20 protein-coding genes are annotated in these 20,050 nt (G+C 58.5%); 6 read left to right on the top strand and 14 right to left on the bottom strand.

The window, feature by feature from the left end; genetic code table 11:
- Nucleotides 1-122 precede the first annotated feature (122 nt).
- From ACG74X_RS07670 to ACG74X_RS07650, 5 genes are all read left to right on the top strand, one after another.
- Nucleotides 123-395: a DUF1153 domain-containing protein gene (locus ACG74X_RS07670; protein WP_411233734.1), complete on the top strand. Its 273-nt coding sequence runs from the start codon at nucleotides 123-125 to the stop codon at nucleotides 393-395.
- A gap of 115 nt (nucleotides 396-510) precedes the next feature.
- Nucleotides 511-1,221, top strand: a complete 711-nt coding sequence (ctrA, locus tag ACG74X_RS07665) for a response regulator transcription factor CtrA (RefSeq protein ID WP_411233732.1) — start codon at nucleotides 511-513, stop codon at nucleotides 1,219-1,221.
- Nucleotides 1,222-1,431: 210 nt separating this feature from the next.
- Nucleotides 1,432-3,675, top strand: a complete 2,244-nt coding sequence (gene ligA, locus ACG74X_RS07660; protein ID WP_411233730.1) for an NAD-dependent DNA ligase LigA — start codon at nucleotides 1,432-1,434, stop codon at nucleotides 3,673-3,675.
- A complete protein-coding gene (gene recG, locus ACG74X_RS07655) occupies nucleotides 3,672-5,765 on the top strand; it encodes an ATP-dependent DNA helicase RecG (protein ID WP_411233728.1) in 2,094 nt (697 codons plus the stop codon). The genes ligA and recG overlap by 4 nt, the downstream gene beginning before the upstream one ends.
- A gap of 86 nt (nucleotides 5,766-5,851) precedes the next feature.
- Nucleotides 5,852-5,986 (top strand): hypothetical protein, encoded by a 135-nt coding sequence (locus ACG74X_RS07650; RefSeq protein WP_411233726.1) that lies wholly within the window; start codon nucleotides 5,852-5,854, stop codon nucleotides 5,984-5,986.
- A gap of 186 nt (nucleotides 5,987-6,172) precedes the next feature.
- Here ACG74X_RS07650 and ACG74X_RS07645 read toward each other — a convergent pair whose 3' ends face one another.
- On the bottom strand, nucleotides 6,173-6,625 hold the full coding sequence (locus ACG74X_RS07645) for an iron-sulfur cluster assembly scaffold protein (protein ID WP_411233724.1): 453 nt from the start codon (nucleotides 6,623-6,625) through the stop codon (nucleotides 6,173-6,175).
- A 68-nt stretch (nucleotides 6,626-6,693) separates the two neighbouring features.
- Here ACG74X_RS07645 and hisI point away from each other — a divergent pair, with 68 nt between their 5' ends.
- The gene (gene hisI, locus ACG74X_RS07640; RefSeq protein ID WP_411233722.1) at nucleotides 6,694-7,056 is read left to right on the top strand and encodes a phosphoribosyl-AMP cyclohydrolase; all 363 of its coding nucleotides are present in this window, start codon (nucleotides 6,694-6,696) and stop codon (nucleotides 7,054-7,056) included.
- 39 nt (nucleotides 7,057-7,095) lie between these two features.
- Here the strand turns inward: hisI and gluQRS are convergent, their stop codons facing one another.
- The 13 genes from gluQRS to guaA all read right to left on the bottom strand — a co-directional run bounded on the left by gluQRS (nucleotide 7,096) and on the right by guaA (nucleotide 19,980).
- Nucleotides 7,096-7,941, bottom strand: coding sequence for a tRNA glutamyl-Q(34) synthetase GluQRS (gene gluQRS, locus ACG74X_RS07635; RefSeq protein WP_411233720.1), 846 nt, complete (start codon nucleotides 7,939-7,941; stop codon nucleotides 7,096-7,098).
- The gene (locus tag ACG74X_RS07630) at nucleotides 7,938-8,549 is read right to left on the bottom strand and encodes a class I SAM-dependent DNA methyltransferase (RefSeq protein WP_411233718.1); all 612 of its coding nucleotides are present in this window, start codon (nucleotides 8,547-8,549) and stop codon (nucleotides 7,938-7,940) included. Before ACG74X_RS07630 ends, gluQRS begins: the two co-directional genes overlap by 4 nt.
- A 13-nt stretch (nucleotides 8,550-8,562) precedes the next feature.
- Nucleotides 8,563-9,927 (bottom strand): methylenetetrahydrofolate--tRNA-(uracil(54)-C(5))-methyltransferase (FADH(2)-oxidizing) TrmFO, encoded by a 1,365-nt coding sequence (gene trmFO, locus ACG74X_RS07625; protein WP_411233717.1) that lies wholly within the window; start codon nucleotides 9,925-9,927, stop codon nucleotides 8,563-8,565.
- A gap of 36 nt (nucleotides 9,928-9,963) precedes the next feature.
- Nucleotides 9,964-10,581, bottom strand: a complete 618-nt coding sequence (locus ACG74X_RS07620; RefSeq protein WP_411233715.1) for a TetR/AcrR family transcriptional regulator — start codon at nucleotides 10,579-10,581, stop codon at nucleotides 9,964-9,966.
- Nucleotides 10,574-11,443 carry a polyphosphate kinase 2 gene (ppk2, locus tag ACG74X_RS07615; RefSeq protein ID WP_411233714.1) on the bottom strand — a complete coding sequence of 290 codons (870 nt, stop codon included), beginning with the start codon at nucleotides 11,441-11,443 and terminating at the stop codon, nucleotides 10,574-10,576. Before ppk2 ends, ACG74X_RS07620 begins: the two co-directional genes overlap by 8 nt.
- A gap of 54 nt (nucleotides 11,444-11,497) precedes the next feature.
- Nucleotides 11,498-12,451 carry an alpha/beta fold hydrolase gene (locus ACG74X_RS07610; protein ID WP_411233713.1) on the bottom strand — a complete coding sequence of 318 codons (954 nt, stop codon included), beginning with the start codon at nucleotides 12,449-12,451 and terminating at the stop codon, nucleotides 11,498-11,500.
- 9 nt (nucleotides 12,452-12,460) lie between these two features.
- Nucleotides 12,461-13,405 carry a homoserine O-succinyltransferase gene (metA, locus tag ACG74X_RS07605; RefSeq protein WP_411233711.1) on the bottom strand — a complete coding sequence of 315 codons (945 nt, stop codon included), beginning with the start codon at nucleotides 13,403-13,405 and terminating at the stop codon, nucleotides 12,461-12,463.
- A gap of 3 nt (nucleotides 13,406-13,408) precedes the next feature.
- Nucleotides 13,409-14,275, bottom strand: a complete 867-nt coding sequence (locus tag ACG74X_RS07600; RefSeq protein WP_411233709.1) for an ATPase — start codon at nucleotides 14,273-14,275, stop codon at nucleotides 13,409-13,411.
- 57 nt (nucleotides 14,276-14,332) lie between these two features.
- Nucleotides 14,333-15,244, bottom strand: coding sequence for a DMT family transporter (locus ACG74X_RS07595; protein ID WP_411233707.1), 912 nt, complete (start codon nucleotides 15,242-15,244; stop codon nucleotides 14,333-14,335).
- Nucleotides 15,245-15,360: 116 nt separating this feature from the next.
- Complete coding sequence (locus ACG74X_RS07590; RefSeq protein ID WP_411233706.1) at nucleotides 15,361-16,686, bottom strand: OmpP1/FadL family transporter; 1,326 nt, start codon at nucleotides 16,684-16,686, stop codon at nucleotides 15,361-15,363.
- A gap of 120 nt (nucleotides 16,687-16,806) precedes the next feature.
- On the bottom strand, nucleotides 16,807-17,664 hold the full coding sequence (locus ACG74X_RS07585) for a DMT family transporter (protein WP_411233705.1): 858 nt from the start codon (nucleotides 17,662-17,664) through the stop codon (nucleotides 16,807-16,809).
- Nucleotides 17,665-17,803: 139 nt separating this feature from the next.
- Nucleotides 17,804-18,418, bottom strand: a complete 615-nt coding sequence (locus ACG74X_RS07580) for a COG3650 family protein (protein ID WP_411233704.1) — start codon at nucleotides 18,416-18,418, stop codon at nucleotides 17,804-17,806.
- Nucleotides 18,409-19,980 carry a glutamine-hydrolyzing GMP synthase gene (guaA, locus tag ACG74X_RS07575; protein ID WP_411233703.1) on the bottom strand — a complete coding sequence of 524 codons (1,572 nt, stop codon included), beginning with the start codon at nucleotides 19,978-19,980 and terminating at the stop codon, nucleotides 18,409-18,411. The genes ACG74X_RS07580 and guaA overlap by 10 nt, the downstream gene beginning before the upstream one ends.
- Nucleotides 19,981-20,050: the final 70 nt, after the last annotated feature.

The raw sequence follows: 20,050 nt of genomic DNA, 5'->3' as shown, positions 1-20,050 counted from the left end.
GTAATCCCGCAAAATATAGGCAAATCCAACATATTCTCAACCCTTGGCTTCACGTCACATTAAGGCTGATCGGATCAGTCTGCGGGATACAAACGATCAGGGCTTTTGGAAAGGGCCGATACATGTATCTTAAAAGGGCAAGCGGGCCACGAACCGTGACGTTGGCTGACGGGTCAATTCTGACCCACGCGGATTTGCCACCACAAAACACATATCGCTGGGTTGCGTCACGCAAGGCCATTGTCGTGGATGCTGTTATTCATCAATTGATTACAAAAAAAGAAGCATTGGCGCGCTATGACCTGAGCGAAGAAGAACTGGACGGATGGATTTCAGCATCTGAACGGCACGGAAAAGATGCGTTGAAAGCAACCGCTGTTCAACGTTTTAGATAATTTGTAATTTTACTGCAATCTAAGGTTGCATTATTCGATTGAGGTGCAGTAACCTGGGATTAACCTTTTTTGATCAGTGTCGTTTTGCCGGACGCTGACTTAGCGGAGAAACTTGATGCGCGTACTCTTGGTTGAAGATGACCCAACGACGTCAAAAAGTATCGAACTGATGTTGGGCAATGCCAACCTGAACGTCTATTCCACCGATTTGGGGGAAGAAGGCATCGATTTGGCCAAGCTCTATGATTATGATTTGATCCTTCTTGATATTAACTTGCCGGATATGAACGGATTTGACGTTTTGCGTCAGTTGCGTCTGGCACGAATTGAAACGCCTATCCTGATCCTGTCGGGCAATGACGGCAGCGAAGACAAGGTGAAGGGGTTCGGATTTGGGGCGGATGATTATCTGACCAAACCGTTCCACCGGGAAGAGCTGGTGGCCCGCATTCACGCCATCATCCGCCGGTCAAAGGGCCATTCCCAGTCCATTATCCGCACCGGCAAGATCGAAGTTAATCTTGACGCCAAAACGGTTCAGGTGGACGGCAATACCGTGCATCTGACGGGCAAGGAATACCAGATGTTCGAACTGCTGAGCTTGCGCAAGGGCACCACATTGACCAAGGAAATGTTCCTGAACCATCTGTACGGCGGTATGGATGAACCGGAACTCAAGATCATTGATGTGTTCATTTGCAAACTGCGCAAAAAGCTGGCCGAAGCCACCGAAGATGGCAGCTATATCGAAACCGTGTGGGGGCGTGGCTATGTCCTGCGCGACCCCGATATTCTGGAACCCGGCAAGATCGCGGTTGGGGCCTGACACATACCCATTGATGCCCGGCAAGGCGGTGCGCAGGACTGCGTGACGCTTGTCCGGGTATCGGTGGCTTAATCCGACATGTGGACAATCGGCACGCGCGGTATGGCGATGTGGCCTGTGATTTTGCCGGGCAAGTCGTTATCCAATCTGGACGCTGGTCACAGCCAGCCCTATCACTCTGTTCCAAGATCGCGGTGAAGGGGCATTTTGATGGGGCAGGAAATATCAGTCGAAGCTTTGTCCGAGAAAGAGGCAGCGGCTGAGCTTGAACGGCTTGCAACCGCTTTGGCGGCGGCAAATACAGCCTATCACACCCAGGACGCGCCGGACATTTCAGATGCCCATTACGACGCGCTCAAGCGCCGGAATGCGGCGATCGAGGCGCGCTTTCCCGAACTGAAACGCAGCGACAGTCCCAGCGATCAGGTCGGCGCTGCCCCGGCCGAAGGATTCGGAAAGATCCGCCATGCCCAGCGGATGATGTCACTGTCAAACGCGTTTGACGATGACGATATCCTCAGCTTTGATCAAAGCGTTCGCCGCTATCTGGCTCTGTCAGAGGCTGATCCGCTGGCCTACACGGCCGAACCCAAGATCGACGGCCTGTCTTTGGCGTTGCGTTATGAAAACGGGGCGCTTGTGCAAGCCGCCACGCGCGGGGATGGGACAGTCGGCGAAAACGTCACTGCTAACGCGCGCACCATTGGGGATATCCCCACGCATCTGACCGGCGCACCAAAGACGCTCGAAATCCGGGGCGAGGTTTATATGAGCCACGCTGATTTTGCCGATCTGAATGCGCGGCAGGCGCAGCGCGGTGGCAAGGCGTTTGCCAATCCGCGAAACGCCGCAGCCGGATCGTTGCGGCAGTTGGACCCGAACATCACCAAAGACCGCCCGCTGCGGTTTTTTGCCTATTCCTGGGGAGTTTTAAGCGATGCGCTGTCCGACACGCAAATGGGGGCGATTGACCGGATGAAATCGCTTGGATTTCAGACCAATCCCCTGACCAAACGCTGCGCCACCCCGGCCGAAATGCTGGCACAGTACCGCGAAATTGAAGCGCAACGCGCCACTTTGGGCTATGACATTGACGGCGTGGTCTACAAGGTGGATGACCTTGCCTTTCAGGACAGGCTGGGGTTCCGGTCGACCACACCCAGATGGGCGATTGCGCACAAGTTTCCCGCTGAACTGGCCTGGACGCGGCTTGAGGCGATCGACATTCAGGTGGGGCGCACCGGCGCGCTCAGCCCGGTGGCCCGTCTGACGCCGGTGACGGTGGGCGGTGTGGTTGTATCAAATGCGACGCTTCACAACGAAGATTATATCGCCGGATGTGACGCAAACGGTGCCCCCATCCGCGAGGGCAAGGACATTCGCGAAGGCGATTGGGTTAAGGTCTACCGCGCCGGTGACGTGATCCCGAAAGTTGCGGATGTCGATTTGTCCAAACGGCCGGAAACGGCCAAACCGTTCACATTTCCAACCACCTGCCCGGAATGCGGCTCAGACGCCATCCGCGAAGAGGGCGATGCCGTGCGACGCTGCAGTGGTGGCCTGATCTGTCCGGCACAAGCGGTTGAAAAGCTGAAACATTTTGTGTCACGCAGCGCGTTTGACATTGAAGGGCTGGGGGCCAAACAGGTGGAACAGTTTTATCTGGATGGCTGGATCAGGGAACCGGCGGACATCTTTACGCTGAAAGACCGCTATGGCGGCGGGTTGAAGGCGCTTAAGAACCGCGAAGGCTGGGGGGATAAATCTGCGCAAAACCTGTTCGATGCCATTGATGAAAAGCGAACCATCGCTTTGGGGCGTTTGCTGTTCGCCCTTGGGTTGCGGCATGTCGGGGAAGTGGCGGCCAATGATCTGGCGCGTCACTACGGCAGCTGGGCCGCTTTGGCGGAGGCCATCGATGCGGCCAAACCCGCCGCCGAGGCCTATCTGGCCACAGAACGCGCGCTGGACGAAGAGCGGCGTCTTGCCAGTAAAGAGGGCCGTCGCGCCAATCTGTCGGTGATCCGCAAGGCCATGTGGAAAGACGTGCCGGGCCCTGTTCAGGCGGCGTGGGATGATCTGACCGGGATTGATGGCATCGGTGCCACCGTGGCTGTGTCGCTGCTGACCAGTTTCGGACAAGAGGCTGAACGCGCCTCGATTGACCGATTGGTCGCGCATCTGGACATTCAGGATGCGGAACGCCCCCAGACAGAGGGCAGCCCGGTCGCCGGGAAAACGGTTGTCTTTACCGGCACGCTCACCCGCATGACCCGCGCCGAAGCCAAAGCGCGCGCCGAAAGTCTTGGGGCCAAAGTGTCGGGATCGGTGTCGTCGAAAACCGATTTGCTGGTTGCCGGGCCGGGTGCCGGGTCAAAAGAAACCAAGGCGCGCGAACTGGGTATCGACATCATTGACGAAGATGGCTGGTTCGATCTGATTGCGGGCGCATGAGCAGCGGCCGTCCCGAAATCCTCTTCCCGCTCTTTGCAGCAGTCAGCGGGCTAAAAGGGATCGGCCCCAAGACCGCGGCCCTGTTGACCCATATCGACGTAGAGGCCCCACGCGATCTGCTTTACACCTTGCCGCATTCGGTGATCGACCGGCGCTTGCGCGACACGGTGCAAGGTGCCGATTTGCCGGCAACGCTGACGGTCGAGGTTGAAATCGGCCAGCATCGCCCCGCGCGCAACAAGGGCGGAGCCTACCGGGTGATGGTCGAGGACGCGCAGACCGCATTCCAGATCGTGTTTTTTCACGCCCGTGGTGACTATGTGTCCAAGCTTTTGCCCTTTGGCGCGCGGCGGATCGTGTCGGGCCGGGTCGAGTTTTTCGATGGTATGGCGCAAATGGTCCATCCTGATCATGTCGTTTTGCCGGATGAGGCCAATACCCTGCCAGAGTTTGAACCGGTTTATCCGCTGACCGCGGGGGTATCCCAGAAAACAATGGCCAAGGCGGCAAGCGACGCATTGGACCGCGCACCCGATCTGGCGGAATGGGCCGATCCGGCCTTGGTCAAACGGGAAGAGTGGCCCGGCTGGCGCGACGCGATGACCCAGGCCCACGCGCCGCAGGGCACGGCTGATCTGTCTTTGGACAGCCCCGTCAAGCGCAGGTTGGCCTATGACGAATTGCTGGCGCATCAACTGACCCTGGCACTGGCCCGTGCCCAGAGCCGGGCCAAACCGGGGGTGTCCAGCGTCGGGGACGGGCGATTGCGACGCAAGGTGTTCGCGGCATTGCCGTATAAACCCACCGATGCGCAGATGCGGTCCATTCAGGACATCACCGATGATCTGGAAAAGACGCAGCGCATGAACCGCCTTTTGCAAGGCGATGTGGGGTCGGGAAAGACCCTTGTTGCCTTTATGGCGTTGCTGACGGTGGCCGAAGCCGGGGGGCAGGGCGTCATGATGGCGCCGACCGAAATTCTGGCTCGCCAGCATTTGGAAAGCCTGCAGCCTTTGGCCGAAGACGCAGGCGTGGTGCTGGAGCTGCTGACTGGGCGCGACAAGGGGGCCGAGCGCAAGGCGAAACTGGCCGCCCTGGCGCGGGGCGATATCCAGATCCTTGTCGGGACCCATGCTGTGTTTCAAAAGGATGTGGCGTTTGATGATCTTCGTTTGGCGATCATTGATGAACAACATCGCTTTGGTGTGCGACAACGTCTCGAACTGGGGCGCAAAGGGTTGGCGGTGGATGTGCTGGTCATGACCGCCACACCGATTCCCCGGTCGCTGGCTTTGGCCCAGTATGGCGATATGGATGTTTCGGTGCTGGATGAAAAACCGCCGGGCCGAACACCTGTAAAAACCGCGCTTTTGTCGAATGAAATGATGGACAGCGTGATTGACCGGCTGCGACACGCCGTGGCCGAGGGGCGGCAAGCCTATTGGGTCTGTCCTTTGGTGGAAGAAAGCGAAGTGCTTGACCTGACCGCCGCCGAAGACCGGTTCAAGCGGTTGCGCGCGGTCTTGGGAGAGGGCGTTGTCGGGCTTGTGCATGGTCAAATGCCCCCGGCCGAAAAAGACGCGGCGATGGCACGGTTTGTGGCCGGAGAGACGGGCGTGTTGGTGGCGACAACGGTGATCGAAGTGGGCGTCAATGTGCCCAATGCGTCTATTATGGTGATCGAACGGGCCGAAACCTTCGGTTTGGCACAGCTGCACCAATTGCGCGGGCGGGTGGGGCGCGGCTCTGCGGAATCGACGTGCCTTTTGTTGTATCAACCACCGCTGAATGAAAGCGGGCTGAAACGACTGACCACGCTGCGGGAAACCGAAGACGGGTTTCGCATTTCCGAAGTCGATCTTGAGATGCGCGGGGCCGGAGATGTTCTGGGCACAGCGCAATCCGGGTTGCCCCGCTTTCGCATCGCCGATCTGGAACGGCAGGCCAGCCTGATGGCGATTGCACAGGATGATGCGCGCAAGTTGCTACAGGATGATCCGCACCTGAAATCCGCACGGGGCAAAGCGGCGCGGGTGTTGCTGTACCTGATGCGGCAGGATCAGGCGATTCAGCTTATTTCCGTGGGCTGACCCTTTTTGTTCTCAAATGTTCTCATAAAGTTCTTTACATTACGTGAGTGATATGAGAACAAAGAGGCAACAAGGAGGACGTCATCATGATGCAGCGGATCAAAACCTCGTTTCACGCAGCCAAGGCGCAAACCAACACGGCGCTTGTTCAGGATACGCTTGGGGCCATGTCATTGATCTTTATGCTGATTGCAGCCTTGCATCTGCCTGTGCTTGTCTGAATTTGTTACCTTTTTCTGCCTGCGTGGTTCTTGCCCGATAGCTTTTGCATCCCTGTCCCAACTTTGATGCACTGTCCCAACGAAGGTCGCCTGCCTTCAATAGCTTTGACGGCTTCAACGAACACGCCACTGTCCCGCCGCCTTCAGGATCTGAAGTGCGGCGGTTTTTTTGTAAAATCGGGGTAGTTATGCGCTTTGCGTTTGCGCCAGCTGGCTCACGGCCTCGGACGCCGCATCAAGCGTCAACAGGATAGAGGCGTGGCGGTTTTTATAGGCCACCGCCGGCCGCAGCACCTGGAGCCCGTCAAACGGTGCCGCAGGGGCGGGGCCGTCTTCTTTCAACATGGTTTTCAGTTCATCCCGGGCCTGAAGGATCTGCGCCGGGGTGCATCCCATGATCGCGCCGCCAACAACAGACGCGGCGGCCTGGCCCAACGCGCAGGCTTTGACGTCTTGGCCAAACGCACTGACCTTGCCGCCCTCAAGTGTCAGATCCACTGTCACGGTCGACCCGCAAAGGGGCGACCTCTTTTTCACGGTCACCGCAGGTGCCTCAAGACGCGTGTGATGCGGGATATCGGCCGCCAGTTCAAGAATGCGGGCAGAGTAGAGTTTGATCAGGTCGGAGTCGCCGGACATGGCTTTCCCTTTCGTTGCGCATCTCATAGATAGGCGACCAAACGGCGGATGCAAAAAGGTTTTTCCCCATGACGTTCGATCCCGCGACTTTGGTCTATGACACGCAGGGCCTGATCCCCGCCATTGCACAAGATGCCGCGACCGGTGATGTGCTTATGATGGCCTGGATGAACGCCGAGGCCGTGGCGCGCACATTAAAGACCGGCAAGGTGACTTATTGGTCCCGGTCGCGGCAAGCCTTTTGGGTCAAAGGCGAAAGTTCCGGCCATGTTCAAAAGCTTGTCGCGCTGCGAGTCGATTGCGATCGTGATTGTCTGCTTGTCACCGTTCACCAAACCGGGCCCGCCTGCCATACCAATCGACCCTCTTGTTTTTATACAGAGATTAGAGATGGTGCAGAAGTGGAGATCCTGTCGCCCGTGTCAGGCTGACGGATTGCATATTTATAAAAAAGAGACGCGCAAAGCGGATCAAAGACTAACCAGTGCTTTGACCTCCTGAGGGCTTAACCCTTCGGCGCGGTATGTCGCGATGGCGCGGGCATCGTCACGTTTGGCAAGCCGTTTTCCGGCCTCATCGCGGATCAGCGCGTGGTGGTGATACACGGGCGTGGGCAAGCCCAAAAGCGCCTGCAGCAGCACATGGATTGGGGTGGCCGCGGCAAGATCCTTTCCGCGCACAACATGGGTGATGCCCTGGGCTGCGTCATCGACCACAACACTCAGGTGATAGGCGGCCATCCCGGTATCGCGGCGCGCCAGAACCACGTCACCGATTTCAGTTATCATGTGCTGATCCGTCAACGGAATTGCGGCCACGACGCCGGTCTCTTGATAGTGCGGCAAGGCACCGAGATGGTGCAGGGCGCGTTGCATATCCAGACGCACCGCATCGGTGTCGGCGCGGTCGTCCCATGCGCGGTGACGGCAGGTGCCCGGATAGATCAGCCCGTCCGGCCCGTGCAGCGGCGCGCCTTCTTGTGGGGCAGAGGCCGCGCGGCGGATGTCACCCCGGGTGCAGGAACAGGGATACAGCAGGCCAAGCTGGCCCAGCCTGTGCAGGGCGGCGTCATAGGCTGCGCTGTTCCGGGACTGGTGCAACACAGGCGTTTCCCATGTCAGGCCCAGCCAACCGAGGTCATCATAGATCTGGTTTTCAAAGTGGCGTTGACTGCGGGCGGTGTCGGTGTCTTCGATGCGCAGCAAAAACCGGCCCTTCGCTGCGTGCGCCATCGCATAGGCAAGGCAGGCCGAATAGGCATGGCCCAGATGCAAGTGTCCTGTCGGGCTTGGTGCAAATCGGGTGGTAAAGGTCACGTCTTTTGAATAACATAAACCACAGAGTTCAAGTTCAGCCCCGGCAGGTGATCACCATAATCGCGGCTGATTTTCTGCGCAGCGTCGCTGGTCAGCACATCATTGACGCGGTCTTCAAAGCTGGGATCTTCAAGCGTGTGATCGTTGAACGAAAAGCATAGCAAAGAACGCGGTGCCAGGGCGGCGAACAATTTGTCGAACACCGACAAGGGGGCGGCCCCTGCGCCGATGACACCCACCGCCGCGATGGCGGCATAGACATCTGTGTTCGGCAGCGGACCGTCCGGTTCGATCTGTTCAAGCGTACGGTAGACCGACTTGGCGTTCGCCTGCGCCAACATTTCGGCGGACATATCGACACCGTCAATCCGGGTAAAGCCATTCAGCTTGAGGGCAAGCCCGAACAATCCGGTTCCGCACCCGAAATCAAGGATGGGCAGGGTGCGGTCGGGCAGGGCTGCGGCCAACGCTTCGGCGGCGCGGCGCGGGGTGGCATAGCCGTTTTCGGCAAGTTCGGCCTCATAGCTTTCAGACCACGCATCATAAAGCGCCTTGGTCGCATCCGCACCCTGAACATTATAAACTTTGTCGAGATAGGTTTTTTTCATGTGCAGAGCATAGTCATTCCGCAGCAGGCGCGTCCAGCGCCTGTGCGTCCAGCCAGGATGACCAGGCCGCTTTGGCCCGATCGGTATAGGCTTTGTACCGGTCGCGACGGCCACGCCGTCCGCCTTTCAGGCCCTCTACCGGTCGGAAAAGGCCGAAATTCACGTTCATCGGCTGAAACGTCTTGGCGTCCGCGCCCCCGGTGATGTGATGGATCAGCGCGCCATGGGCGCTGTCCTGGGGCACGATGGGCAAGGGCGTTCCCAGGATTTCAGCCGCCGCCATGCGACCGGCCAGCAACCCCATGGCCGAGGATTCGACATACCCCTCCACGCCCGTCACCTGACCTGCAAACCGGATATTGGGGCGCGACTTCAGCCGCATTTCCGCGTCAAGCAGGCTCGGAGAGTTCAGAAACGTGTTACGGTGGATGCCGCCCAAGCGGGCAAAGCTGGCGCTTTCAAGACCCGGAATCATTTTGAAAACATCGGCTTGCGCGCCGTACTTCATCTTGGTTTGGAAGCCCACGATGTTGTATAACGTGCCAAGCGCATTGTCGCGACGCAATTGCACAACCGCCCAGGGTTTGACGTCTGGCTGATGTGGATTGGTCAATCCAACCGGCTTCATCGGGCCGTGGCGCAAGGTTTCGCGACCGCGCTCTGACATCACTTCGATCGGCAGGCAGCCGTCGAAGTAACCTGCGGTTTCGCCTTCGTGGAATTCTGTTTTGTCCGCCGCCAGCAGGGCGTCGATAAAGGCCTCATACTGGTCGCGATCCATCGGACAGTTGATATAGGCCATGCGCTCTTCTTCGTTGTCGCCCTTGTCATAGCGCGATTGCAGCCATGCTTTGGACATGTCGATGCTGTCGGCATAGACGATGGGGGCGATGGCATCGAAGAACGCAAGGCGGTCCGTTCCGGTTTCTTTCTGGATCGCGTCGCCAAGCGCGGCGCTGGTCAGCGGGCCGGTGGCGAAAATCCATGTGCCGTCATCGGGCAGGGCGCTGATCTCTTCATGGCTGATCGACACAAGCGGATGCGCGTGCAGACGCTGTGTGATCTCTGCCGAAAACGCATCGCGGTCAACCGCCAGCGCGCCACCTGCGGGCAGGCGGTGGTGATGCGCGGTGTCGATGATCAGCCCGCCAGCTTCGCGCATTTCCCAATGCAACAAGCCCACGGCGTTTTGTTCATGATCATCCGAGCGAAACGAATTTGAACACACCATTTCCCCCAGATCGCCGGTCTTGTGGGCAAAGGTTTCGACCTTTGGGCGCATTTCATGGATCACCACCCTGACGCCCCGATTGGCCGCTTGCCATGCCGCTTCTGATCCGGCCATTCCGCCGCCGACGATGTGAAGGTCTTGTGTCATACTGCGCATGTAATGCCCGATGGCCGGTTTGTCACGTCACTGATCCTGCGGGACCAGCCCCAGCCCGCGCAAATACACGCCAATGCCGGTTTCCAGCAGGTCTTCGGGTGGAAAAGGAGATGTCGTTCCAGGCGAATTGCGGGCATAAAGTTCGACCACACCGTGGCTGAGCGCCCAGATATGGGCGGAAAACATCGAGGCGGGGGGCCGTTTGTCAGACGGAATATGCTGCGACAAATCCATCGCGGCCTTTTCAAACACATTGCGCGCCCGGGCCGACACAGCGGCCAATTCAGGTGTCCGATTGACCGAAATGCCGCTCTCGAACATTGCGATGTAGTGGCCGGGATATTTGCGCGCAAAGGCCAGATAAGCGCGCCCGGTGGCCTCAAAGGCGGCCAACGCCGAGGGTTGGCCGCTGTCATAGGCGTATTGCATGACATCGGCGAAAATCTGGTAGCCCTGCAACGCCGCCTCGGCGATCAGATCTTCGCGGCCTTCGAAATGCCGGTACACCGCTGCCGGGGTCACACCGGCCCGTTTGGCCGCCTCGGACAGGGTAAAGCCGGTCGGGCCTTTTTCGGTGATCAGCTCAAGCGCTGACTCGATCAAAGCCTGTCTGAGATTGCCGTGGTGATATCCGCGTTTAGGCATCCCAAAGGTCCGGTCCGCCGCAGATTTCGGGATCGATCTGCCCCAGCGCCTTGGTTTTTTTGCGGCTGTAGTCCAGCTGGGTCAGAACACTGCGAATGGCATTCAGGCGGGCGCGGCGTTTGTCGTCCGACCGCACAACCGTCCAGGGCGCATGGGCGCTGTGGGTTTTTGTCAGGGTTTCGTGGATCGCTTCACTATACCCGTCCCAACGTTTGAGCCCTTCAACATCAATCCAGCTGAGTTTCCATTGCTTTAGCGGATCACGTTCACGTGCCAGAAAGCGCCGCAATTGTTCCGCGCGGCCGACCGTCAACCATATCTTGAACAGGTGGATGCCGTCCTCGACCAGCATTTTTTCGACCTCGGGCACCTGGTTGAAAAAATGTTGGCGTTGCCGGGGCGTGCAAAAGTCGAACACATGTTCCACCACGCCGCGATTATACCAGCTGCGGTCAAAAAAGGTGATGTCACCGGCGGCGGGCAGGTGGTCGATATAGCGTTGAAAATACCATTGGCTTTGCTCGGTATCGCTTGGTTTTGACAAGGCGACCACCTTTGCGCCGCGCGGATTAAGGTTCTCGCGGAACCGTTTGATTGTGCCCCCTTTTCCGGCAGCGTCGCGACCTTCAAAAACAATGGCGACCCGGGCACCGGTTTCACGGGCCCAGGTTTTCATCTTGACCAGTTCAATCTGCAGCGCCGCAAGGTCTTTTTTATAGGCTTTGCGCGGCATGCGGTCCGAATAAGGATAGTTCTTATTCAGAATCTCGCCCTTTTTCGCGTCTTTGATCGCGCAGCGAATGGTGTCTGGGGCCTCGTTGTTGAAGAAAGCGCTGATCGCGCCGTCAAAGGGAAGGTCCATAGATGGCCCTTTCTGTAACCTGCTCTTTGACGTCAATATGGGATGTTAATCGCTTTAACGCAAACCAGCACGTGACGCGACGCGGTCAATCGCGGCGATGACTTCGGGTTCCGCTGCGTGATGCGGCATGTGACCGATGCCCTCCAGAACCGTCAAGTTCGCGCCCTCGATCTGATTGGACAGCGGGATCGAATGGATGGACAGGCCAACGGTGGTGTCGGCATCACCGTGAATGATCTCGGTCGGCACGGAAATTTCGCCATAGCGGGGATGCAGCGCCTCAATCTCGTCCAGCAGATTGGCGCGTTGCATGGCATTGGCGCGCATCGACACACGGCGCAATGTCAAAGGGGCGCCGATATGCTCCGAATATCCCTCGGGTGCGCTTTGCGGGCGGAACACGCCGTCAATCGCCTGTTCCACAATGCTGTTGGGCGTGAACGCGGTGATGGCCGGGACCACGGTGGCGCTGCCGACATGGCTGGATGTGACCTGGTAAAAGGTGCTCAGATCGCTGGTCCAGGGGTTGGAGGCCGCCGAAACCAGGACAAGGGCCGACAGGCTATCGGGGCGTTCCACGGCCCAGGCCAAAGCAACCGCGCCACCATAAGACTGGCCCAGCACAATGGGCTGTTGCAGCCCAAGCTCTGCCGCCGCGTCGGACAGCAAAATCGCCTGTTCGGTGATCGAGGTGCCGTCGGGATTGACCCGTTCGGTATAACCCAACCCGGGTCGGTCAAACGCGGTGACGCGGTACTGGTCCGCCAGTTTGTCCACCATCGAAAAGGTGAAATCCCGCAGATTGCCGGATGCGCCGTGGATCAGAACAACATCAGGGCCTGCGCCTTTGGTCACGTAATGCACCCGGGTGCCGTTCACGGTCAGAAACTGGCCCTCGGGTGGGAACTGATCCTCGGCCCGGGATTCGCGGTATTGGGCGGTGCAGGACGTGGTCAGCACCAAGGCCGCAGCGCAGCCAAACAGCACGCCAAACGATCTGAATGCCAAGATGGCCTCCTATTTTTTGCGCAGATCCGTACTGGCCGCGCCAATCAACTCGCTATCGAACGGAGTTGTAAGGTAGATCTCGGAGACCCAGTTGCCATAGAGCAGATGCGCGTGACTGCGCCACCGGTTCAGCGGCGGCTGAGTGGGGTCGTCATTCGGGTAATAATTGGCGGGCACATTGATCGGTGTGCCATTGGCGATGTCGCGGTCGTATTCATCCTTGAGCGTGCCGCTGTCATATTCAAAATGGTTGAACACATAGAGCGCGCGGTGGTCCGGATCTGCGACCAGACAGGGCCCGGCTGTGGGGCTGTCGATCAGGATCGGCAGGCCGGCTTTGGTGATGTCCTCGCGACGGATTTCCGTCCAGCGGCTAACCGGCACCACCATATCATCCGAGAAGCCGCGCAGATAGGGCGAGGCCGGGGTCAGGATATTATGCCGGATACAACCGAACGCCTTGGTCGGAAGGTCGATTTTGGGCACGTTGTGAAAATGGTTGATCATGGCCATGCCCCCCCAACACACGCCAAAGGTCGAATGAACATGGGTCTGGGTCCAGTTCATCACCTGCGTGAGCTCGTCCCAGTAAGTCACTTGATCATAGGGTAAATGCTCAATCGGCGCGCCGGTGATGATCAGCCCGTCAAACTTTTCGCCGCTGGCCAGAACTTCGGAGAACGGGCGGTAAAAGCTCTCCATATGTTCCGCAGCCGTGTTGCGGGCCTGATGCTCTGTCATGCGGATCAGGCTGAATTCAATCTGCAACGGTGTGGCCCCGATCAGGCGGGCAAACTGGTTTTCCGTCTGGATTTTCTTGGGCATCAGATTGAGCAGAGCAATCCGCAGCGGACGAATGTCCTGCTGGCCAGCCAGCTCGTCTGGGATGACCATAACGCCTTCGCGCTTGAGCACGTCATAGGCGGGAAGGTTGTCGGGCAGTTTGATGGGCATGGGTCAGGGCCTGTTCTGGTCGAGCGCGTTTGCAATCACGGTGTCAAAGATATTGGCGGATCGCGCCTCTGCAAGGGCGCTGGCGTCAACCGTGATGCCCCACCGATCGGCCATGGCCTGATAGCGCGGCTGACGGTGCGCCAGGGCCTGTGCATAGGTCCAGCGGATAAAGCTGTCAGGATCAACATCGTCTTCCTTGATATTGTTCTGGCTTAGATAATCGGTCCACACCCGTGTCAGGAATTCGGGCTGATAGGCCATCGGTTTGGGGGCCTTGTCGAACCTTTGGATCAGGTCTTGCGTGTGCGCCTCATCGCCTTTGATCCACACCAAAAGCGCGTGTTTGGACAGCTCGCTCAGGATCGGATCGTTTGGGTCGTGCGGATCGACCCATTCGCAAATGGAGCCACCGGTGTCACATACAAAATGCGGATAGCCGTACAAATCCTGGGCGCGGTCGATGAAATACCCGGTGTCCAACAGCGCCGCCATTTCCGCGCGGCGAAACTGGTCCTGTCGTTTGCGGTATTCCTGCATCGTCAGTCCGCCCCGGTCCGGATTGCCGGGTTTGCCAAGATAGGCGGCGACGGGGGCCAGATTGTCAAAGGTCAGGTTCGACCCGATATAGATCGAGTCCGACATCAGAAGATCGCGCAGAAACGGGACTTTCATCGCCTCACGCTTGGCATTGTCGGCGATGTATTCGCCCATGTAGCGGGTGCCGATCCGGTAATCGATGGAGTAGTGAAACCAATCGCCGCTGTCGCGCAGGATATTGGACAAATGCGTCTTTCCCAGCCCCGACATCGCAAACAAAACCACGCGTTTGTGACGCGCCGTGCGCCAGTCCTGTCCTGATGTATAGATCATGCCGCTTACCCTTGCCGCGCTGTGTGTGACGTGACCTACCGGGGTGATGCAAGGGCGTCAAACGGTTGTCCGTCTGCGGTGCCACAGTCGACCGTCGATCACGCTTAGCCCCAACACAAGAAGCGCAAAGCCCAGATAATCGCCCGTTTGCAATGTCTCGTCCCGAACCACCGCACCCAAAGTGATGGCGACAGGCGGGATCAAAAGCGTGACCAAAAGCAGATTGCCGCTGCCCGCCATGGCCAGAACACGGTAATACAGCAGGTAGGCCAATGCGGTCGCAATGATCGCGTAATAGGCAATCGCGCCCCAGGTTGATGCGGACACTGCAAAAGACGGCACGCCTTCGCCCCAAAGGGTCAGCGGGATCATGATCAGCGCTGATCCGGTCAACATACCGGCAGCGGCCACCAGGGGCGGAACACCTGCCAAATATTTGCGGGCCCAAGAACCCGCGCAGGCATATGACACCGTCCCGGCGACAATCGCGAACTGCGCAAGCGAGCCGGTGTCAAAGTCTTTGAGCGCCTCAAGCTCAATCGCCGTACACACGCCCAGAAAGCCAAGCCCGACACCCAGAGCTTTGCGCGGCGTGATCCGTTCATCGGCAAAAACCAGGGCGGCCACCACGATGCCGAAAATCGCACTGGCCGCGTTGAAGATCGACGTGAGGCCGGTGGGCACGTAGAGTTGCCCCCAGGCCATCAGACTGAAGGGGATGACATTGTTCAAAAGCCCCATCACCAGAAACGCCCCCCAGAGGCGCATGTCCTTGGGAAGCGCCTGTTTGCGAAGGATCACCACGATCCATAACACCAGCATGGCCCAGAAAGTCCGGTGCAAGACAGAGGTCAATGGCCCGATTTCATCCAGCGCCGTTCGGATCGCCAGAAAGGACGCGCCCCAGATTGTGGCAAGCAGCGTGAGTTCGATCCACGCGCGGGAAGACAGGGTTGTTTGTTGTATCATGTGACGTGCTTTAGCCGTCCCAAAGCGTTCGGCGCGACCCGGAACCTGCGCAAGGCATAAAAAAGTCCCGTCAGCGCGGGTCTGACGGGACTTTGCAAATCAAACTGGGGGCGCGGTTAGAAATCGACGGTCAGTGACAGCCCGACACCGATGCCGGAGTTGCCTTCGAATTTCACACCAGAGGCGTCTTCTGCATCGCCAACCCACGCGTATTCGATTCCGCCGCGCAGGGTCATGTTGTCGATCTTATACTGGCCTCCGACGCCAAAGCTGACAAAGCCATCGCGCGGTGACAGGCGCGAAGTCGGGTTGTCGTTCTGCGCCTCGTATCGGATCAGCGCAAAGCCGGACAGATCTTCGGAAAAGGCACGCCCAACGCCCAACGACCAGGTCACGCGGTCATCGTCGAACCCTGTGACCGCCACACCGGTGACATCTTCATATTCGGGGGTGCGCACTTCCCATTTGGACCATTCTGTCCATTTGACCTGACCAAATACCAATGTTCCCGGTGCCACACCGGTCTGGAAATCAAGCGCCACGCTTTGCGGCATTGTGACCTTGGTGTCGCCCCTGTCCACATCGATGCCAAGCCCCGCAATGGATTCGCTGGTTGCGAATGAATGTTCAATTTCGCTTTGCCAGGACAGGGCGACGCGCAGCGCGATGTCGGGGATTTCATAGGCAACACCCAGAATACCGCCCCAGTCCCCGACGCGTCTGCCGGTGGCGTTGTATTCCATTGACGTGCCGAAATCCTGTGCCGCCGCGCCAAGCGTTTGCGCGCGTGCGCCAAGCGCCTGTGCTTCGGCCCCAAGGGCCTGTGCCTGCGCGCCAAGTTGCTGTGCCGCCGCCAAATCACCGGCAGCCGCCGCCGCCTGCGCCTGCGCACCCAGATCCTGCGCCTGAGCGCCCAATGTCTGGGCCTGCGCACCGATACCCTGCGCGTTGGAGCCAACCCGGCTGCGCACCAGAAGGTCGGGGATCGTGATATCCGCGTTGCTTTCGACATAGCGGGCACCGGCAAAGACCGAGACGCGATCTGTCACGCGATATTTGCCCACAACAGCGATCTGGTCACTGTCCCAATCGGCAACCAGCCCGGAATAGACACCTTGGGTGTATTCAGACGCGGCACCATAGGGGTTGTTGACGTAAAGACCAAACGTCAGTTTTTCGTTGATGTTGTTCTTATAGGCAAAAGCATAATTGGTGTAGCTTTTGGCCATATTGCCGGTTTTGTTTTCGCCCCCCCCGGCCGCTGTCAGGGCCGGTGTGTAGGTGCCTGAAATGTCAGGGTTGATATGCGTAAAGCTGAGTTGAACCTGATCATTTTCACTGAACAGAAACCCATAGTCGTTGTTCGACCGTTCAATCCCGCCCGCGTTTGCAGCGCCTGCTGCCAGTGTCAGCGCGACTGCGCTTGTCATCAATTTTGTCATCGGACCCTCATCCCTTGGGTTTGCAGCCAAACCGTTAAAAAAGCGTAGCCAAGAGCCTGTTCGCGGGTCAATTTTTACCCAGCGTCAACTCGCAGGTTCTGCCGCAGCGTCACAAAAGCGTTACACGCGGGTACTGGACCAGATATTATAATAATTTGCACCAAAAATGATAGCGGCCCCCAATAACACGAACGGGTCCAGTGGTTCCGAGTAAAGCACCACCCCCACAATCGCGATCACCGGCAGGCGGGTGAAATCAATCGGCATCACAATTGTGGCGGGCGCAAGCGACAGCGCGGTGGTCAAACAATAATGCGCCACCAGCCCGGCGATGGCGATGATCACGACCCAGGGCAGATTGGCAGCCGTGGGCAGGGCAATGTCACCATCGAAGCCGGCAAAGCCAAGGCCAAGCACCGCTTGCATCACTGTGAGGTAAAACAGAATGCAGGTGATGGTTTCGGTGCGCGTCAGCTTGCGGGTCAACACCGCCGATCCGGCAAAGCCGATCGCCGCAAGCGCGGCGGTCAGCAAGCCCAGCTCGACCGTGTCGGGGCTGGGGCGGGTGACCACCAGAATGCCGATAAAGCCGAACACGGCAGCAATCACCTGTGACCGGGTCAGCCGTTCTCCGAGCACGAACGGGGCCAGCAGCATGACCCAGAGCGGCGATGTGAATTCAAGTGCGAACACCTGGGCCAGAGGGATCACGGTGATTGAATAGAACCACAGGTTCTGACCGGCAAAATGGCTGACATTCCGAATGAAATGCAATCCGGGCTTGCGCGTCCGTACCTGATGCAAGGTGCCTGCACTGGCCGCAAGAGCGACCACGATGACAATGCCGATCAGGCTGCGATACATCATGATTTCGAACGTATCGAGCGTCAGGCTCACCGCGCGCCCGGCGATGGCCATCGAGGTGAAGGACACGATGGCCCCGATCATCCAGAGGCAGGCTTTGACGGTTTCGCTCATAGCTGTGTTAGGTCACGACCGCCGTGCAGGTGCAAGAGGCGTTGCGCGCAAGACGGTTACCCACGGGTAACGCTGCCTATTAAAGTTGCATCTTAATACACTGTTAATAATATATAAAATTTTATTAAACCAGCGGACTTTAGTCGCGCGGCAAGCTGCAGCATCCCGTCAGGAACCGCTGTGAACCGGGGGCCCTGTGTTGCAATGTGACCGTCCAGCCATAGGTGCGGTCGCTCATCCCGTCGCTGCAGGTCGCGCCGATGATGGTGGCTTCGATCGCGTCATTTGCGGCACTGGACAGCGTAAACAGGGCGGGGCTGCCAAGGCGGCCTTGCGCGATGGTCACACTGTCGAGCGTGAGCGCGATGTCTCCATCGTCCGGGTTCGAATAGACAGCATCGGTTTCATAAAGCCCCAACCCCCAGAACGGTTCGGTCCCCTGGCAGAACACACCATGTGGCACCGCGCTTTTTGCAAAGGTCTGCATCTGGTCGGGTTCCAGAAACCGCGCAGCCACCCAGCCATTGATTTCTCCGACACCGATACGTGCCCAGTCGCCGGTGCCGTCAAGCCCGGTCACTTCGATGCCGCGCGCGTCCGGGGCCAAATCGCCGATATCGTCGCTGCTGGCAGAGGGTGCGCTGCGAATGTTCAGCGTGTCATCCATCGCCACGCCGATCACGCGGGTATAGCTTGGCTCTGCAAGGGCCGCAGTTGCACAAAAGAGCAGCGGAACAGCACATTTCATTCCCATTCAATCGTCCCCGGAGGTTTTGACGTGATGTCATAGGTCACGCGGTTGATGCCTTTGATTTCGTTGATGATCCGCGTGGCGGTTTCACCAAGGAATTCGTGGCTGAAAGGGTAGTAATCGGCGGTCATGCCGTCAACAGATGTCACCGCGCGCAGGGCGCAGGCGTAATCATAGGTGCGCCCGTCCCCCATGACGCCGACGGTGCGGACCGGCAGGATGGCCACGAAAGCCTGCCAGATGTCGTCATAGAGGCCATGCTTGCGAATCTGGTCGATATAGACCGCGTCGGCCTTGCGCAGGATCTCCAGCTTTTCGCGGGTGATCTCACCGGGGCAGCGGATGGCCAGACCAGGTCCGGGGAAGGGATGACGGCCGATAAAGCTGTCGGGCAGGCCAAGTTCGCGACCCAGCGCGCGCACCTCGTCCTTGAACAATTCGCGCAGCGGTTCGACCAGTTTCAGGCCCATCTTTTCGGGCAGACCGCCGACATTGTGGTGGCTTTTGATCGTGACCGATGGCCCGCCACTGAACGAGACGGATTCAATCACGTCCGGATAGAGCGTGCCTTGGGCCAGAAATTCGGCACCTTCGATCTCGTTGGCGTATTTCTGGAACACGTCGATGAACAGACGCCCGATGATCTTGCGCTTGGTTTCGGGGTCGCTTTGGCCCTCCAGTTCACTCAGGAATAGCTCTTGTTCCTGCGCGTGGATGACCTGCAGGTTCATGTGGTCGCGGAACATGGCCACGACTTCCTCGGCCTCGTTCAGGCGCAACAAGCCGTGGTCGACGAAGACGCAGGTGAGCTGATCGCCAATCGCCTCGTGCAGCAGGGCGGCCGCGACCGAGCTGTCAACGCCGCCGGACAGGGCGCAGATGACCTTTTTGTCGCCCACCTGGTGCTTGATCTTTTCGATGGCCTGTTCGCGGTAAGCGTCCATCGTCCAATCACCGGAAAATCCGGCCAGTTGGACAAAGTTCTGGTAGAGCGTTTTGCCGTTCGGCGTGTGGTGTACCTCGGGGTGGAACTGGACCGCGTAGAACTGCCGTTTGGTGTCTGCGGTGATGGCAAAAGGTGCGCCGGGCGATGTGCCCAAAACGTCAAAATCCGGTGCGATTTCAGAGACATGATCGCCGTGGCTCATCCAGACCTGTTCACGGCCCGAGCCATCCATGAACCAGCCCGACAACAAATCGTCGCGCAGGTCCGTGGGGGTCACATAGGCGCGGCCAAATTCGGCGGTGGCGTGTTCGCCCGCTTCGACCATGCCGCCCAGATCGTGCATCATCACCTGCTGGCCGTAGCAGATGCCCAGGATCGGCACGCCCAGCGTGTACGTCGATTTCGGAGGACGCGGGGAGCCGTCGCGCATCACGCTGTCCGGGCCACCGGAAAAGATGATGGCTTTGGGGGCAAACTCGGTCAGAAAGTCATCCGTCACGTTCTGGTAGGGATGAATTTCGCAATAGACATTCAGCTCGCGCAGACGACGCGCAATCAGCTGCGTGACCTGGCTGCCGAAGTCGATGATTAGAAGGCGGTCATGTTCTTGTGTGCTCATGGCTCCTGATAGGCAGAGCCATGGTAAATGGCAATATTCCGGATTTGCCTTGGTGCGCTTGAATTTTGCG

Origin of the sequence: Marivita sp. S0852, assembly GCF_046591575.1 — a bacterium.
Taxonomy (GTDB): Bacteria; Pseudomonadota; Alphaproteobacteria; order Rhodobacterales; family Rhodobacteraceae; genus Marivita.
This window is presented reverse-complemented; position numbering and strand designations above follow the sequence as displayed.

Bases quoted from the DNA above. Each gene is read 5' to 3' on its own strand.
- guaA (WP_411233703.1), bottom strand. From the start codon at position 19,980: ATGAGCACACAAGAACATGACCGCCTTCTAATCATCGACTTCGGCAGC.
- hisI (WP_411233722.1), top strand. From the start codon at position 6,694: ATGACGTTCGATCCCGCGACTTTGGTCTATGACACGCAGGGCCTGATC.
- ACG74X_RS07650 (WP_411233726.1), top strand. From the start codon at position 5,852: ATGATGCAGCGGATCAAAACCTCGTTTCACGCAGCCAAGGCGCAAACC.
- ACG74X_RS07600 (WP_411233709.1), bottom strand. From the start codon at position 14,275: ATGATCTATACATCAGGACAGGACTGGCGCACGGCGCGTCACAAACGC.
- trmFO (WP_411233717.1), bottom strand. From the start codon at position 9,927: ATGACACAAGACCTTCACATCGTCGGCGGCGGAATGGCCGGATCAGAA.
- ctrA (WP_411233732.1), top strand. From the start codon at position 511: ATGCGCGTACTCTTGGTTGAAGATGACCCAACGACGTCAAAAAGTATC.
- ACG74X_RS07670 (WP_411233734.1), top strand. From the start codon at position 123: ATGTATCTTAAAAGGGCAAGCGGGCCACGAACCGTGACGTTGGCTGAC.
- ACG74X_RS07645 (WP_411233724.1), bottom strand. From the start codon at position 6,625: ATGTCCGGCGACTCCGACCTGATCAAACTCTACTCTGCCCGCATTCTT.
- recG (WP_411233728.1), top strand. From the start codon at position 3,672: ATGAGCAGCGGCCGTCCCGAAATCCTCTTCCCGCTCTTTGCAGCAGTC.
- ACG74X_RS07585 (WP_411233705.1), bottom strand. From the start codon at position 17,664: ATGAGCGAAACCGTCAAAGCCTGCCTCTGGATGATCGGGGCCATCGTG.
- ACG74X_RS07580 (WP_411233704.1), bottom strand. From the start codon at position 18,418: ATGGGAATGAAATGTGCTGTTCCGCTGCTCTTTTGTGCAACTGCGGCC.
- ACG74X_RS07595 (WP_411233707.1), bottom strand. From the start codon at position 15,244: ATGATACAACAAACAACCCTGTCTTCCCGCGCGTGGATCGAACTCACG.
- ppk2 (WP_411233714.1), bottom strand. From the start codon at position 11,443: ATGGACCTTCCCTTTGACGGCGCGATCAGCGCTTTCTTCAACAACGAG.
- metA (WP_411233711.1), bottom strand. From the start codon at position 13,405: ATGCCCATCAAACTGCCCGACAACCTTCCCGCCTATGACGTGCTCAAG.
- ligA (WP_411233730.1), top strand. From the start codon at position 1,432: ATGGGGCAGGAAATATCAGTCGAAGCTTTGTCCGAGAAAGAGGCAGCG.
- ACG74X_RS07590 (WP_411233706.1), bottom strand. From the start codon at position 16,686: ATGACAAAATTGATGACAAGCGCAGTCGCGCTGACACTGGCAGCAGGC.
- ACG74X_RS07620 (WP_411233715.1), bottom strand. From the start codon at position 10,581: ATGCCTAAACGCGGATATCACCACGGCAATCTCAGACAGGCTTTGATC.
- ACG74X_RS07630 (WP_411233718.1), bottom strand. From the start codon at position 8,549: ATGAAAAAAACCTATCTCGACAAAGTTTATAATGTTCAGGGTGCGGAT.